This is a genomic window from Agrobacterium tumefaciens (assembly GCF_009649785.1).
GTDB lineage: Bacteria > Pseudomonadota > Alphaproteobacteria > Rhizobiales > Rhizobiaceae > Agrobacterium > Agrobacterium tumefaciens.
On record NZ_WJOK01000014.1, the window covers coordinates 120,709 to 135,408 of the forward strand.

15 protein-coding genes are annotated in these 14,700 nt (G+C 58.5%); 3 read left to right on the forward strand and 12 right to left on the reverse strand.

What is annotated here, in order from left to right; translation table 11 throughout:
- The first annotated feature begins 60 nt into the window (after positions 1-60).
- A complete protein-coding gene (locus tag GH784_RS16370) occupies positions 61-750 on the forward strand; it encodes a permease (protein WP_065702783.1) in 690 nt (229 codons plus the stop codon).
- A gap of 218 nt (positions 751-968) precedes the next feature.
- Here GH784_RS16370 and GH784_RS16375 read toward each other — a convergent pair whose 3' ends face one another.
- The 12 genes from GH784_RS16375 to GH784_RS16430 form a co-directional block, all read right to left on the reverse strand.
- Positions 969-1,454 carry a F0F1 ATP synthase subunit B gene (locus tag GH784_RS16375; protein WP_003511699.1) on the reverse strand — a complete coding sequence of 162 codons (486 nt, stop codon included), beginning with the start codon at positions 1,452-1,454 and terminating at the stop codon, positions 969-971.
- 1 nt (position 1,455) lies between these two features.
- Positions 1,456-2,097: a F0F1 ATP synthase subunit B gene (locus tag GH784_RS16380; protein ID WP_003511698.1), complete on the reverse strand. Its 642-nt coding sequence runs from the start codon at positions 2,095-2,097 to the stop codon at positions 1,456-1,458.
- Positions 2,098-2,178: 81 nt separating this feature from the next.
- Positions 2,179-2,406 carry a F0F1 ATP synthase subunit C gene (locus GH784_RS16385; RefSeq protein WP_003494147.1) on the reverse strand — a complete coding sequence of 76 codons (228 nt, stop codon included), beginning with the start codon at positions 2,404-2,406 and terminating at the stop codon, positions 2,179-2,181.
- A 73-nt stretch (positions 2,407-2,479) separates the two neighbouring features.
- Positions 2,480-3,229 (reverse strand): F0F1 ATP synthase subunit A, encoded by a 750-nt coding sequence (locus tag GH784_RS16390; protein WP_003511697.1) that lies wholly within the window; start codon positions 3,227-3,229, stop codon positions 2,480-2,482.
- A gap of 60 nt (positions 3,230-3,289) precedes the next feature.
- Positions 3,290-3,655: an AtpZ/AtpI family protein gene (locus GH784_RS16395; RefSeq protein ID WP_003511695.1), complete on the reverse strand. Its 366-nt coding sequence runs from the start codon at positions 3,653-3,655 to the stop codon at positions 3,290-3,292.
- A gap of 270 nt (positions 3,656-3,925) precedes the next feature.
- Positions 3,926-5,077 (reverse strand): cell wall hydrolase, encoded by a 1,152-nt coding sequence (locus GH784_RS16400; protein WP_194842975.1) that lies wholly within the window; start codon positions 5,075-5,077, stop codon positions 3,926-3,928.
- Positions 5,078-5,223: 146 nt separating this feature from the next.
- The gene (locus GH784_RS16405; RefSeq protein WP_013635578.1) at positions 5,224-7,143 is read right to left on the reverse strand and encodes a potassium transporter Kup; all 1,920 of its coding nucleotides are present in this window, start codon (positions 7,141-7,143) and stop codon (positions 5,224-5,226) included.
- 15 nt (positions 7,144-7,158) lie between these two features.
- Positions 7,159-8,136, reverse strand: a complete 978-nt coding sequence (gene corA, locus GH784_RS16410; protein WP_003511691.1) for a magnesium/cobalt transporter CorA — start codon at positions 8,134-8,136, stop codon at positions 7,159-7,161.
- Positions 8,137-8,474: 338 nt separating this feature from the next.
- Complete coding sequence (locus GH784_RS16415) at positions 8,475-9,626, reverse strand: Mrp/NBP35 family ATP-binding protein (RefSeq protein WP_065702785.1); 1,152 nt, start codon at positions 9,624-9,626, stop codon at positions 8,475-8,477.
- A gap of 127 nt (positions 9,627-9,753) precedes the next feature.
- Entirely contained in the window at positions 9,754-10,977 is a 1,224-nt protein-coding gene (locus tag GH784_RS16420) for a CmpA/NrtA family ABC transporter substrate-binding protein (RefSeq protein ID WP_003519038.1), read from the reverse strand.
- Positions 10,978-11,055: 78 nt separating this feature from the next.
- On the reverse strand, positions 11,056-11,796 hold the full coding sequence (locus GH784_RS16425) for a helix-turn-helix transcriptional regulator (protein ID WP_065702787.1): 741 nt from the start codon (positions 11,794-11,796) through the stop codon (positions 11,056-11,058).
- Between the two features lie 208 nt (positions 11,797-12,004).
- On the reverse strand, positions 12,005-12,874 hold the full coding sequence (locus GH784_RS16430; RefSeq protein WP_065702788.1) for an IclR family transcriptional regulator: 870 nt from the start codon (positions 12,872-12,874) through the stop codon (positions 12,005-12,007).
- An 84-nt stretch (positions 12,875-12,958) separates the two neighbouring features.
- Between GH784_RS16430 and GH784_RS16435 the strand changes: the two genes are divergently transcribed.
- Together GH784_RS16435 and GH784_RS16440 are read left to right on the forward strand one after the other, a co-directional pair.
- The gene (locus tag GH784_RS16435; protein ID WP_065702790.1) at positions 12,959-13,729 is read left to right on the forward strand and encodes an SDR family NAD(P)-dependent oxidoreductase; all 771 of its coding nucleotides are present in this window, start codon (positions 12,959-12,961) and stop codon (positions 13,727-13,729) included.
- The gene (locus GH784_RS16440) at positions 13,729-14,643 is read left to right on the forward strand and encodes a 2-dehydro-3-deoxygalactonokinase (RefSeq protein WP_065702792.1); all 915 of its coding nucleotides are present in this window, start codon (positions 13,729-13,731) and stop codon (positions 14,641-14,643) included. The genes GH784_RS16435 and GH784_RS16440 overlap by 1 nt, the downstream gene beginning before the upstream one ends.
- Positions 14,644-14,700: the final 57 nt, after the last annotated feature.

Genomic DNA, 14,700 nt, shown 5'->3' on the forward strand with positions numbered 1-14,700 from the left:
GTCTCCACTGGTAGAATTCTATCTCAATGCGTGGACTTGACGGGCTTTGGGAGAAGAGATTTGGATTTCATGAAACTGTTGAAGTCGCTCGAAGAACTTCTCTACGAGCTGGTTTCATGGCTCCTCTTCTATCCGCTGACAATGTGGCGATCGGTCGTCGCACCGCTCAGCATGATGCGCTACGCCGATAGCGAACTCGCGGATCGGCTTGAGGACCAGTATGACGACACACTGAGTCCGCCCCTCTTCCTCCTGATCACTCTGCTATTTTCGCAGGGGCTCTCCGCTTCCCTTCCGACCATTTACGATCCCGCATTGGCCGCCCGGGAGCTTGGTTCGGGTTCGAACCTGCTCATAGCGCGTGGCGTTATATTCGGGATTTATCCGCTGTGTATGGCCGTCACGCTTCTGCGGTGGAAACGGGTGAGGATCACGCGAAACTCCCTGCGTCCGCCGTTCTTCAGCCAATGTTACGTGGCTGCGCCGTTTACATTTGTCCTGGTTCTGGGTTTCGATTTTGCATCCATGCCTCTGGAACATGGCCTTACGTTAGGGCTCGCCATTATCGCGCTCGCCACGATCTGGTATGCGCAGGCTCAGATAAGATGGCTGATGCAGGATCTCGGCTTGGGCATCGCGAAAGCAGGCCTGGCTTTCAGTGGCGCATTTCTGGTTGCCACCGCGGCAGCTTTTGTACTGGCGGTGCTGATAGCGCTCGAGGCCAAGACAATCTATCCCGCGATCACTTAACAAGCCTCGACAAATTGGCAGCCACGAATTGCCGGCCAGCATCCAGTCCACAAAGCCGATGCTTTTTCTCCAAAGGTCGACAGACATCGATAGACACGCTGCAAGCCGGCACCACAGTGTGCAACCGCGAGCTTGCCAACACCGCCCGTGGTTGAGGCATAAAACAAAAAACCCCTCGCGGCGGGTGCCGGAGGGGTTTTGAATAGCCCGAGATGAACTTAGTTCAGCTTCGACTTCACTTCGCCAATGGTGTTGGCGAAAAGTTTGGCCTTTGCGGCAGCGGTGGTCTTTTCGGCAATGAGCTTCTCGGAAGCTGCAATGGCGATGTCCACGGCGGCGGCACGAACGGCGCCGATGGCGTCTTCTTCGGCCTGCTTGATCTTCTGTTCCGACAGGGCCGTGCGGCGGACGACGAATTCTTCCGTCTTCTGCTTGGCTTCGGCGGTCAGGGCGGCCGCTTCGCGTTCGGCAGCGGCAACGATGCCGGCTGCTTCAGCTTCGGCTTCCTTGCGCTTGCGCTGGTATTCGGCCAGCAGGTGCTGTGCCTCTTCGCGCAGACGCTTGGCTTCGGCCAGTTCGTCCTGAATGTTCTGTGCGCGCTCGTCCAGGGACTTGGAGAGCATGCCCGGAACCTTGAGATAGGCGATCAGGACGAAGAAAAGGACAAGACCGACAAGAGCGAAAAATGATGCATCAAACGCCATATCAGGCTCCCTTCACAGTCGAAGCGGCTGCAATGGCGGCCTTGACGTCGGCATCCTTGACCTTGGCGCCAACCAGCTGGTCAACGATTGCGGTCGCGGTTTCCTCGGCAATGGCGCCGACATCCGCGAATGCCTGATCCCTGATACCCGCAATGCGCTTTTCGGCGGCGGCAAGCTTCTCGGCAAGTCCGGCTTCGATAGCGACGCGGTCGGCATCGGCTTTCGCCTTGGCGGCGTCACGTGCCGCGGAGCCTATCGAGCTTGCCTTGGCGCGGGCTGCCGCGAGTTCTTTTTCATAGGTTTCGACGGCTGCGTCGGCTTCGCTTTTCAGCCGTGCCGCTTCATCGAGATCCTGTGCAATGCGCCCATGACGGTTTTCAAGAATGCCGCCGACGCGAGGAACGATGACCTTCTGCATGAGCAGGTAGAAAAGGCCGAACGTGATCGCCAGCCACAGGACCTGCGATGCATAAGTAGACTGGTCGAACGGCGGGAAAACGCCGGAAGCACCGTGTTCGGCGCCGTGCGCTACACCGGTTTCCGTGTGCGTGGCTTCCGGTTGCGGCTGGCCGACAGCCGGAGTTTCCGTATGCGTTTCACCTACGGTCGGTGCTGACTGGGCATAAGCCTCGGTCACGAACATGCTCACCTCCAGGGGGACTGCAAATGCGAAGGATCACGGCACGCAATTTGCGCGAGCCGTGATCCAGACCTGATGCCGTTATTAGACAGCGAACAGGAGAAGGAGAGCTACGAGCAGCGAGAAGATGCCCAGAGCTTCCGTAACGGCGAAGCCGAATACCAGACGGCCGAACTGGCTGTCGGCAGCAGAGGGGTTGCGCAGTGCGCCGGAGAGGTAATCACCGAAGATACGGCCGAGTGCGAGGGACGTACCAGCCATGCCGAGGCATGCGAGACCTGCGCCGATGTACTTTGCTGCTTCCGCTTCCATGTGAGACTCCTTGAGATATTGGTTGTTGCGGCTATCTTTTGGCGCCCGTTGCCGGGGCCAGCGACTTTACTTCTCAGTGACCACCATGCACGGCGTCGTTCAGGTACATGCAAGTCAGTACCGCGAACACATAAGCCTGCAGGAAGGCAACGAGAAATTCGAGAGCGGTCATTGCGACCGTCATGATGAGAGGCAGGACTGCACCGCCGATACCGAGCGCGCCGAGCGCACCCATGGAGGCGACGAAGCCTGCGAAAACCTTGAGCGTGATGTGGCCAGCCAGCATGTTCGCGAAGAGACGAACGGAAAGGCTGATCGGACGCGACAGGAACGAAATCATTTCAATTGACGCGACAAGCGGCAAAAGCGCCTTCGGCACGCCAGAAGGTGCGAAGATGCCGAAGAAATGCAGACCGTGCTTGTAGAAACCGTAAACGACGACCGTGCCGATGACGAGGCAGGCAAGCGCGAAGGTGACGATGATCTGGCTGGTGACCGTGAAGAAATACGGGAACATGCCGAGAAGGTTCGCAGTCAGCACGAACATGAACAGCGAGAATACGAATGGGAAGAACACCATGCCCTTTTTGCCGGCGCCTTCGCGCAGCATGGAGGCGATGAATTCATAGGACATTTCAGCAACGGACTGCATGCGGGTCGGGATCAGACCGCGGCTCGACGTTGCGAAATAAAGGAAACCGGAAGCGGCGGCCACGGTCGCGACCATGAAAAGCGACGCATTGGTGAAGGAAAAATCGACGCCGCCAATTTCGATCGGAATGATCGGCTGCACCAAGAACTGATGGGTCGGATCGTTTGCCACCGGCTGCCCTCTTTACCTGTCGCCGCTCACGGCGGCATCTCAACTGCAAGAAAAAACAGCTTAAACGCCGTCTTTTCCACCCTCGTCTCGCTTGTCGGCTCTCTCAAGCAGCGGCGGCTTTGCCACCGCGCCCGTGGAGCGCAACACATTCAATACGCCTGCGCAGAAACCGAGAAGAAGAAGAACGATCATCCCCCACGGCGTCGTGCCGACAAAATAGTCCAGAAGATAACCCAGCATAGCGCCGACCACGATGGCCGAAATGAACTCCGATGAGAGCTTCACCGCCATCGCAAAGCCTTTCCGGCTTTCCGCGGCATTGGTCTCCGCCCTCACTTCCGCCTCATCCTCCGCCTTCACCTTTGCCAACTCTTCGGCAAGGCGCTTGCGACGCTCGTCCAGACTATCGTCACGGTTGCCAGTCATCTTAAAATCCCACCCATTTTCTCCGTTCCAGCCATGCCAGAACCCTTTGGAGTTGTAAACGGTGACGGATTAAGCCTGTTCCAGCCCGCTCTGAAGTCGCGCGCAACATAGTTTTAGGGGCTTCGCTAGTCAAGGCACTGGCGAAGCTTGTTTTTTGACAAATTAAATATTTAAAAACAAAGGCTTAACGCCAAATCGCCGTTTGTCGACGATGTTTCCCCCGGGAATCGGCATTTTTGACACGCAAATTGCGACAAATTGGCGGTGGTATCAGCTCCAGCCGCCACCATAGGTTCGATAAAAGACGTGCAAGCCAATCCTGCCGACCTTCTTCATGGATTTTCCCCAGGCGGGACGAACATAGACGGCATGATAGTGAGTCGCCGAGCCCACTTCCGTCAGCCAGATTTTGCCGGCGGTGGTTGCCATGGCCACTTCGCGCGCCATTTTCCAGTGACGTTCGGAATTCACCCGGTCCTTTATATTGTCGCAGGCGAAGGAGAACTGGCAGCGGTTGCGCCAGTCCTTGTTCTGATAAACCACACCGCAGATGGTTTTCGGATAAGCGGGGTTGCGTACGCGGTTAAGGATCACCTGTGCCACCGCCGCCTGTCCCTTGACCGATTCACCGCGCGCCTCGAAATAGATGCCGGATGCGAGGCATTGCTGTTCGGCTGCGGAAAACACGGCAGCGGGCAGCGGCGTTGCCGCCCATGCGTGATCGTCCGCGCCGATCAACGGCACGAAGCGGCCGGCCTCCGGCTTTTTCAGAATGGCGTCGAACGGCGATTCACGGGCGAAATCCGGTTCGGCCGGCGCGTAAGCCGTGGCGAGAATATCGGGAGTCCTGTTGGTGACGAGTTCCGCCAGCATCGGAGAGACGCTTTTGTCCGCCTTCTTTTCATCACGGCGGAAATAGAAGGAGGCAAGTTTGACGTCGCTGCCGCGTTTCGGTTTCACAAAAGCCGTGCGGTCCTTGCGCTTCAGCGGCTCTATATCCAGCATGCTGGTGCGTTCCAGCACGGAACCGGCGGTGAAGGCCTTTGGCGGCTGCATGATTTCGGTTGCGACGATGCGACCCTTCTTGGCGGCACGGTTGACGCGCTCGCTGTCGGGTGTCGTCTCGTCACCCTTCTTGTTGGTAACGAAAGCCACCTTGCGGCCATCGGGCAGGGTCATGCCGCTGCCATGCAACGCCGCCTCCCCTTCCGCATCGTTAAAGGTGAGCGAGGCATTATGGACAGAGCCTGCCGGAGACGCGGTCAGCACCATGCGCCATTGCTCGCCGCCATTGTCCAGCCCTGCCAGCAGGGAGGCCAAATCCGCGCGTGCGGCAATGGAAGGAAAGACGAGCCAGGCAGCTAGGCCGAAGACAATGGGTGAGGTCCATGCCTGAAGGGACGCAAAGGACCGACGACGCATTACTCTTTTCGAACGCAAAACCAGCACTCCGAACACCAGGAACCATATTTGTTACAGGTGTTCGAGAATCTCTTATTAACCTTGATGCTTGGTTAACGCCGCGCGCGGGCGCGGCTTCACGTTAATGTGTAACCACCTTCTAATAATCAGACGACGACGTGAGACCCGAGTTCCACCACGCGGTTGGCCGGAAGGCGGAAGTAGTCCGAGGGATCGGCGGCCGTTTCGGCAAGCGCGATGAACAGTCGGTTCTGCCAGCCGGGCATGCCCGATTTCGGATCCGGCACCAGCTTGCGGCGACCGAGATAAAACGAGGTGGACATGATGTCGAACTTGTAACCCGTGCGCCTGAGGTAACCGAGCGCCTGGGTGACGTTCTGCGTTTCCATGAAGCCGAAATGCAGTTCGACCACGGCAAAACGATCGCTCAGCTTCGTCAGTGTGTAACGATTTTCGGGGCGGACGCGCGGCTGGTCTTCCGTGCGGATCGTCAAAATCACGTTCTTGTCGTGCAGGACGTGGTTGTGCTTGAGATTGTGCAGCAATGCAGCGGGTGCGGCATCCGGATCGCCAGTCAGGAAAATCGCTGTGCCGGGCACGCGCACCGGCGCATGGGCGCTTTCCTTTTCCACCGAAGCCACGAAAGCCTTCAGCGGCACATCGCTGCGGCGGGTTTTGGCGAAAAGGATTTTCGAGCCGCGCTGCCAGGTGGTCATGATGATGGTGAAAGCGATTGCCAGCAACACCGGCACATAGCCGCCATCATGTATCTTGAGCAGGTTTGCACCGAGGAAAATCAGTTCCAGCAGCAGAAGCGGCGCCAGCACGCCAATCGCCAGCCAGATGGACCACTGCCAGCGCTTGCGAACGAATTCGAAGAACATCATGCTGGTGACGACCATCGCGCCGGTAACGGAAATGCCGTAGGCGGTGGCCAGTGCATCCGAACTTTTGAAGGTGAGCACCAGTGCGACGACGCCGAACAGCAGGATGGTGTTGACGGCAGGAAGATAGATCTGCCCGGTATTGGTTTCCGAAGTGAAGAGGATTTCCATGCGCGGCAGATAGCCGAGATGGATCGCCTGACGCACGAGCGAGAACGCGCCTGTTATAACCGCCTGGCTGGCGATGATGGTGGCGGCGGTCGCCAGAATGACGGCCGGCAGGATCGCCCATTGCGGGAACATCAGATAAAACGGATTGGACATCGCCGCCGGGTCCTTGAGAACCAGCGCGCCCTGACCGAGATAATTCAGCGTCAGTGCCGGGAAAACCAGACAGAACCATGCCCACTGGATGGGACGGCGGCCGAAATGGCCGAGATCGGCATAAAGCGCTTCAGCACCGGTGATCGTCAGGAAAACCGCGCCCAGCACGACGATGCCATAAAAGCCTTCATTGGCGAGAAACTCGACCGCATGCCAGGGGTTGAAGGCATAGAGAATGCCGAAATCATCGGCGATGTGAATGAGGCCGGCTACACCCATGACCAGGAACCAGACAGCGGTGATCGGTCCGAAGAATTTCGCCACCGTTCCCGTACCGTGCGATTGGATCGCGAATAGACCGATGAGAATGCAGACGGAGATCGGAATAATAAAGTCGTCCATGGCCGGAGTGACGAGCTTCAGACCCTCCACCGCCGAAAGCACTGATAGCGCCGGCGTGATCATGGCATCGCCCAGGAACAGGGCTGCGCCGATGAGGCCGAGCACGATGAGAACGCTGCGGTGAGTGCCCGCCGTCTTCATCAACAGCGCCAGAAGCGAGAGTGTGCCGCCCTCGCCGTCATTGTCGGCGCGCAGCAGAAGCGTGATATATTTGAACGTCACGATGATCGTCAGAGACCAGATCATCAGGGATGTCAGGCCGATGACTTCTTCTCTCGTCACGCCATCATAGGCGATCGGCTTTAGCGCTTCGCGGAAGGCATAGAGCGGGCTGGTGCCGATATCGCCGTAGACGACGCCGATAGAACCAAGGATCGCGGCATAAAGCCCCTTGTTCTGATGCTTGTCATCCGAATCCGGCTTCTCGGTAAAGTCCTTGTCTGCGATTTGAGACATGATGATCCTGGCTCCTTAGAGCCAGCCCTTCCAACGGAAAAAGAGAAACGGGATGATTGCCGACATCAGCATGACGACGAGCGCGAGTGGATAGCCAAACGTCCAGTTCAACTCCGGCATGAGCTGAAAGTTCATTCCGTAAACCGACGCCACCAGAGTGGGCGGCAGGAACACGACCGACGCGATCGAGAAGATCTTGATGATGCCGTTCTGCTCGATGTTGATGATGCCGAGAGAAGCGTCCAGCAGGAATGTCAGATTGCCGGAAACGAAGGAGGCATGTTCGCTCAACGACTGGATATCCCGACCGATCGATTTGCTCTGTTCCCTCGCTTCCTTGTCCTGCTGGACCTGCCCACTTGTGGACAGGAAAGTCTGCAGGCGTGCAAGGGAAGCAAGGCTGTCGCGAACCTTGGAGATCAGCCGGTGATAGGCGGCAATGTTCGTCAGTCGGTCTTCCAGATAACGCGGCGCCTTGCGCTTGCTGCGCGCCTGGCTGCCGAGAAGATCGGCGGCGAGATTGTCGATGCCTGCCACCGAGTTTTCGAGAATTTCCGCCGTGCGATCGACGATGGTTTCCAGCAGTTTCAGCAACAGCGCGGTGCCGCTGCGCATCTCGTGCGGCACGCGGGTGATGGCGGCGGTGAAGAGGTGGAATGATTTCGGCTCGGCATAACGGATCGTCACAAGGCGCTTGCCGGCAAGAATGAAGGCGACATCGGTCAGGCGTGGACCGTCGGAATCTGCCTTCCAAACCAGAGAGGCGGTCATGAAGACGTTGCCATCTTCCATGTAAAGGCGGCTGGAAGGTTCGATATCCTTCAAATCCTCGCGGGTGGGCAGCTCAAGCCCCAGCAGTTTTTCAACATACTGCTCTTCCGTTCTCGTCGGATTGATAAGGTCGATCCAGACGATATCGTCGGGAATCTGTTCACGGCCGTCGTCTGGCGACAGGCTGATCGCCTCGCAGTTGGCGCGATAGGCTTTTATCAATCCGTTTCTCCGGTCCGCATCGCTGGCTTCAGCCGCAATGCTGCTTAACATATCCTGTTCAAGGTCGGCAAACCTTTGGACGACACTTCAGGGAACACCGGAACGAGCGGGATTTTCACATCCCGCCGGACTGACGGACCAAGAACCAAACGGCGCAGGGCTATGCTCCCAAAGCGAGACCCAATCAAGCAATATTTTCTCGCGACAGCATTGCAGGCGATGCATCTCTGGCGTTCAAATGCATCGGCCTTTCCCGAAGCCACCAGTTAACATATTGTTTTTAAAATATATCCAGGCAGGGCGACCGCCCGGCCTTTTTTTCTTCCGCAACCGGTACGTTATTCGAAAACGATTTTCGGGGCGGCTTTTCTTTCGCCCGCACCGATGCGGGCCCAGACTTTTTCCGCAATATCGCGGTAGATGGCGGCCTGCGGACCATCCGGCTCGGCGGCAACCACCGGCGTTCCGGCATCAGACATTTCACGGATGGAAATGGTGAGCGGCACTTCGCCGAGGAACGGCACGCCAATCCGCTCAGCCTCTGCCTTGGCACCGCCATGGCCGAAAATATCATAACGCGCGCCGGTATCCGGTGCGATGAAGTAGCTCATATTCTCGACGACGCCGAGCAGCGGCACTTCCACCTTGCGGAACATGGTGATGCCCTTGCGCGCGTCGATCAGCGCCAGATCCTGCGGCGTGGAGACGATGACGGCGCCGGCGAGCGGCACCTGCTGGGCGATGGTGAGTTGCGCGTCGCCGGTGCCAGGCGGCATGTCGAGCACCAGCACATCGAGTTCACCCCAGGCGACTTCACGCAACATCTGCATCAATGCGGACTGAACCATCGGCCCGCGCCAGATCATCGCCGCTTCCTCATCCACCAGAAATCCCATGGACATGACCTTCAGTCCGTAATTTTCCATGGGGATGATGATGCGGTCTTCCTGCTGCTGCGGGCGTCCTGAAATCTTCAGCAGTCGTGGCAGCGAGGGGCCGTAAATGTCGGCGTCGAGCATGCCAACCTTGAGGCCCAGCGCCTGCAGGCCCAGCGCCAGGTTGACGGCGGTCGTGGACTTGCCGACCCCGCCCTTGCCCGAGGCAACGGCGATAATCGCGCCGACGCCGGGAACGCCGACCTTCGACGAGCCGGGTTGCGCGGGCGGGCGGCCGGTCGCAGCCGCAGGGCGCGCGGGTGCTGGTGCCGGGCGCGCCGGTGCGGGTTGTTGTGTGCCGGGTTTGCGATCCGCCGTCAGCGCGACGACGGCACCGGCGATACCCGGAACGCCCTTGGCGGCCTGTTCAGCCGAAAGCCTCAACGGCTCCATGTCGGCTGCCCTGTCGGCCGGGACGGTAATAGAGAAATAGGCTTTCGCGTCGGCGATGAAGATTTCCGAGACCATGCCAAGCGCCACAATGCTTTTGCCGCTGCCCGGATAGATGACTGCCTCCAAAGCCTTTTCGACCTGGTGCTTGCTGACCTCTGCCATATGTTTACTCCGCTACATCATCCCGCCGGATATGGGCTGCATTCCGCGCCATCCATAGACAAACGCGGCCCGTTCGCCAATGCCAAACCGCAAACAGCGGATCACCGCGACGGTTTATTCGCAGACTTCAGATTTCGTCGTCCATATCAAGCGTTTCCGGATCGAAAACCCGACCATCGAAAAAACAGTCGGGGCCGAGGACAAGACCCGAGCGTGACGCCCCGACATGGACCGGCTCCCGCAACGTGCCTTCCAGCTTCAGGTTCGCGCCCGGCACCGGCACGAAAAGCGGCTTCATCGCCTTGCGGAAGATATCCGGCCGATAGGCATTGCGTGCGGCCTCCACCACGGCTGCATCGAACCGGCGATCGGGGGGAACCTCGCCCCAGCGCAACATCTGGCTGAAGAACCACAGCGCCTGGCTTTGCCAGGGGAAATTGGCGGCCTTGGCGCTTGTTACGAAAAACTCCTGAAAACGCTGCATGTCCCTTTGCGAAGTGGAAATATAGCCTGTCAGCGCCGGAAGCAGGAATTCGCCGTTCTCGTCAATATAATGGGGGGCGGCAAGAATGCCGGTAAGTTCCTCGATATTGGCGGAGTTGGCGCACCATTCGCCGGCGCGATAAAGCGAACGCAGCAAGCCTTCCAGCACAGTGGCGTTCTCTTCCGCCCAGGGCCGCTTCACGGCCAGTATCTTTTCAGGCGCATTGTGCCAGATCAGCGCTCCCGTGGTGACGATCCGCCCGCCGCCACCCAGCACCACAGCGCTGCCCGCCGGTTCGGCGGTACAGAGCGCATCGACCTTGCCGCTTTCCAAAAGTGCCGGCATAGCCTTCGGCAGGGCTTCGACGATTTCCATGTCGCGGCCGAGCAGCACACCGCAGCTTCCGAGCAGATAACGCAACGCATAAAACGGCGTGGACACGATATCCTCGATCGCAAAGACCGGCGGTTTTTCACCCGCCGCCCGGCGCGCGGAACAGACACGGGCCATCGCCCGCCCGAACGCGGCCGGGTCCGGCAGCTTCATGCCCTCCCGGTAAAGCTCGTCGAAAAATCCGTGCGAAACGGTCGTTGCCGATCCGCCAAGGGAAAGAGTGAAGACGCCGACAATATCGGCCGGCAGGTCATCGAGGCCAACCGCGGAACCGACAGGAACCGCGGCGGGCAAATGGGCGATCTGAACCTCGTCCTCGCCAAGTGCTGCAAGCACGGCGCGCGCGGATTGTTTTCGGATGAGTTCCAGTTCGACGCCTTCGTCGGCAGCAAAGCCTTTTTCGGCAGCGGCTATCAGTACGGCGCAATCGACAGTCGGAGAAAACCCCGCTTTTATCCTATGCCGTTCCGGCAAACGATTTCTCCTTCCCGGTGATTCGAAAGAAGGATCGCCCAGGAACCCATTTATCACAATGATAAATTTGCGGTTTCGCTATTTAATCAGACCGACCCGGAGCGCCTTTGCGACGGCTTGGGTGCGGTTGACCGTATCGAGTTTTTTCGTCGCACGGTTCAGGTAGTGATTGATGGTATGTTCCGAGAGCATCATGATTTCAGCGATCTCGGCGCTGGTCTTGCCGGCGGCCGTCCAGTTCAGACAATCTATCTCGCGCTCGTTCAATGTCTCGGGAACCCGCAGGTCAAGGCGGCGGATTTCAGATAGCCGGGCAAAGATGTGGCTGGAAATGTAAAAAAGTTCCGCTAGCTGGCTGGTGGGCAAACTCGTTTTGTTACCGGAAAAAGACACCGCTCCCCGCATCGTGGTGATGTCGTGAACGGGAAACCACACCGAATTGATCATATCGAACCGCTCAAAAAGTCCGATGACCGGTTTCTTCGGCGCGTTTTCGTCGCCGCTGACCAGAAAATCCAGGGAGACGGAAAAGGGAGTGGTCGATTTTTTCAACTGCGCCATAACCCGGCTTCTCTGCAGCAGGCCCTCTTCGTCATAACGCTGCAAAAGCTCGGCCGGCCAGCTGGTGATGATGGTGCATTGCGACAATTCGCTCGCCATTTCGGCCGACAGGTCAAGCACCATGAAGGCCTTGAATCCCCAGGCTTCCGTCAGCCGTTTCAAAAACCGGAATATATCAAATTGCGTGTTGAGACCGGCGATCTCGCGAACGCAATCAACACCAATCGACTGAACGGCGGCCGTCTCTGTTTTCTGCATGAAGCGGTTCTTCAAAAAAGAGAAAATACCGCCGCAAAGGCCTGCCTTCGTGCGGAAATTGCGCGGATGTTACTCGCCAAAATGATTCATGCAAACAAAAGTTGAAACTTAATTCCGAATAATCGAAAATAAGATTTCACTTACACGCATCGGCGCGCGATCTGCCGTTTTTGAAGCGGAAACCAACAGCTTCACGCATCCATTTTTCTCAACCATTCGCAACCGGAGATAATCTGCAGGCAAGTTCCGCCGAAATTTGATCGGCCGTTTCGCGCACCAGAGGACCCCATTTCCGCAGTTGCTCCACATCCACGCGATAGGCTGGGCCGGTGACGGAAATCGCCGCGAGAAAATTGCGCCCCGGCGCCATTACCGGCGCGGCAACGCAGTGGATGCCGATTTCATGCTCCTGAAGGTCGAAACCGTAGCCATTGCTGCGAATGGCGGCCACATCCTGCGCCAGCATTTGCGGGGTTACGATCGTATTTTGCGTGAAGCGGTGGAAGTCCAGCTCTGCGGCAAGTGCAGCGAGATCGTCAGGGGAAAGCATTGACAGCGCGGCCTTGCCCACCCCTGTGCAATAGGCGGGTGATGTCTTGCCCACCTGCGAGTGCATGCGCAAAGTATGCTTGCCCTCCATCTTGTCCAGATAGGTGACTTGCCCGCCGTTCAGAACGGCAAGATGCACGGATTCCTGCGTCGCCTCCTGCAATGCCGCCAGATGCGGCGCGGCAACGCTGCGCAGATCATTGCTGCTCCAGGCCTTGGCAGCCAATTGCAGCAGCCTCAGACCCACGACATAGGTCTGGTCGGCGACATGATCGACCAGACCTTCGGCCACGAGATGGGCGAGCTGGCGGTGCACCGTGCCGCGCGGCTGGCCGCAAGCCTCGACAACGTCGGTGAAGCGCATCGGTTTTTCGGCAAGGGCGATAAGCTCCAGAAGCGAGACGGCCTTACCAAGCGTGCCGGTTACGCTTTCCTTTTTTCGCTCCAAGGCAGGAACCACCTCATGCTCGCTGTCATTTGGGTTTTTGTGATCGGGCATGGCAACATCCACCGTCATCTGTCTTGACATAAGCCTGCGGCCAAGAGAATAATTCCACTTAGTAAAATCTAGTTCCAAATAATGGAACAATCAAGCCCCTCACTGGACGAGACGATGCCGATGATGCAAGCCCATTTCCCTGACCTCAAGGACGCGGGCGTGCTCGTCACCGGCGGCGGCTCCGGCATCGGGGCATCGCTGGTGGAGGCCTTTGCGGCGCAGGGCGCAAGGGTCGCGTTCATCGACATCGCCGAAGAGCCGAGTGTGGCGCTCGTTGCGCGGCTTGCTCATGCCGCACGCCATCCGGTCCATTTCTTCAAGACCGACCTGCGCGATATTGCGGCGACCCGGCAGAGCGTGGAGGCGGCGGCAGCTGCAACCGGCGGCATCAAGGTGCTCGTCAACAATGCCGCATGGGACGACCGCCACGACATCGATACCGTCACAGAAGCCTATTGGGATGCCAATCAGGCAGTCAATCTCAAGCAGATGTTCTTCACGGTTCAGGCCGCCTTGCCACATCTGCGGCAGGCGCAGGACGCAGCCATCATCAATTTCTCCTCGATTTCGTTTTTGCTGAACATGGGCGAGCTTCCTTCTTATGCGGCAGCCAAGGCCGGCATCATCGGCCTGACGAAAAGCCTGGCCGGACGGTTGGGGCCGGAAAATATCCGCGTCAACACGTTGCTGCCGGGCATGATCGTGACGGAACGGCAGAAAGAATTGTGGCTGACGGAAGACAACGTCACCTCGACCACGGCACGGCAATGTCTCAAGCGCACGCTTGTCGCCGCCGATCTGGTGGGTCCGTGCCTGTTTCTCGCATCATCGGCATCGAGCGCGATCACCGCGCAATCCATAATCGTAGACGGAGGCCTGTTATAATGTCTGAACCCGCTTTTATCGCCGTCGACTGGGGCACGACCAGTTTCCGGCTCTGGCTGCTCAGCCGGTCCGGCGCGGTGCTGGCTGAGCGCAGAAGTGCTGAAGGCATGACGACGGCCATGCGGACCGGCTTTACAGAGGTGCTGCAATCGCATCTCGATGCCATCGGCGCACCGGAAAAACTGCCGGTTCTTATCTGCGGCATGGCGGGTGCGCGGCAGGGCTGGGTGGAAGCCGGTTATATCGACGTGCCTGCATCGCTTTCAGCGGTTCTCGATGGTGCGGTGCGCGTGCCGGGTCAGGAGCGGGACGTCCGCATTCTGCCGGGGTTGGCGCAGCGGGACAAAAACGCACCTGATGTGATGCGTGGCGAAGAAACGCAATTGCTCGGTGCACTCAGCTCCGCCGGTGGCGGCAAGAAGCTGGTCTGCATGCCCGGCACCCATTCCAAATGGGTAACGGTGGATGGCAGCGACGTGACGGGCTTTGCCACCTTCATGACCGGTGAGCTGTTCGAGGTCATCTCGAAACAGACCATCCTTTCCCATGCGGTGGCGGAAGCCGACGCCTTTACCGGCGAGCACGAGGTATTCAGGGCGGCGGTGCGCGACGTCTATGCCAATCCGCAGCTCGCCACCAACCGTCTGTTCACCCTGCGCTCTGGACAATTGTTGCACGGCCTCACCGCGACAGATGCCAAGGCCAAGCTTTCCGGCATCATGATCGGACTGGAAATCGCCGGTGCGCATTCCTCCGTACGGCGGGACACGCCGGTGGTGCTGATCGGCTCCGGCGCGCTCGGTGCGCTTTACGAGGGTGCATTCGCAGCCCTTGAGATTCAATATACTGTCATCGACGCAGACGAGGCCGTTCGGCGCGGGTTGTTAGCCGCCGCAAATGCCATCTGGTCATAGATTATTCAGTGGAGCGGAATTCCAGGCGAAAACCGCTCACGCTTTTCGCCATCCCGC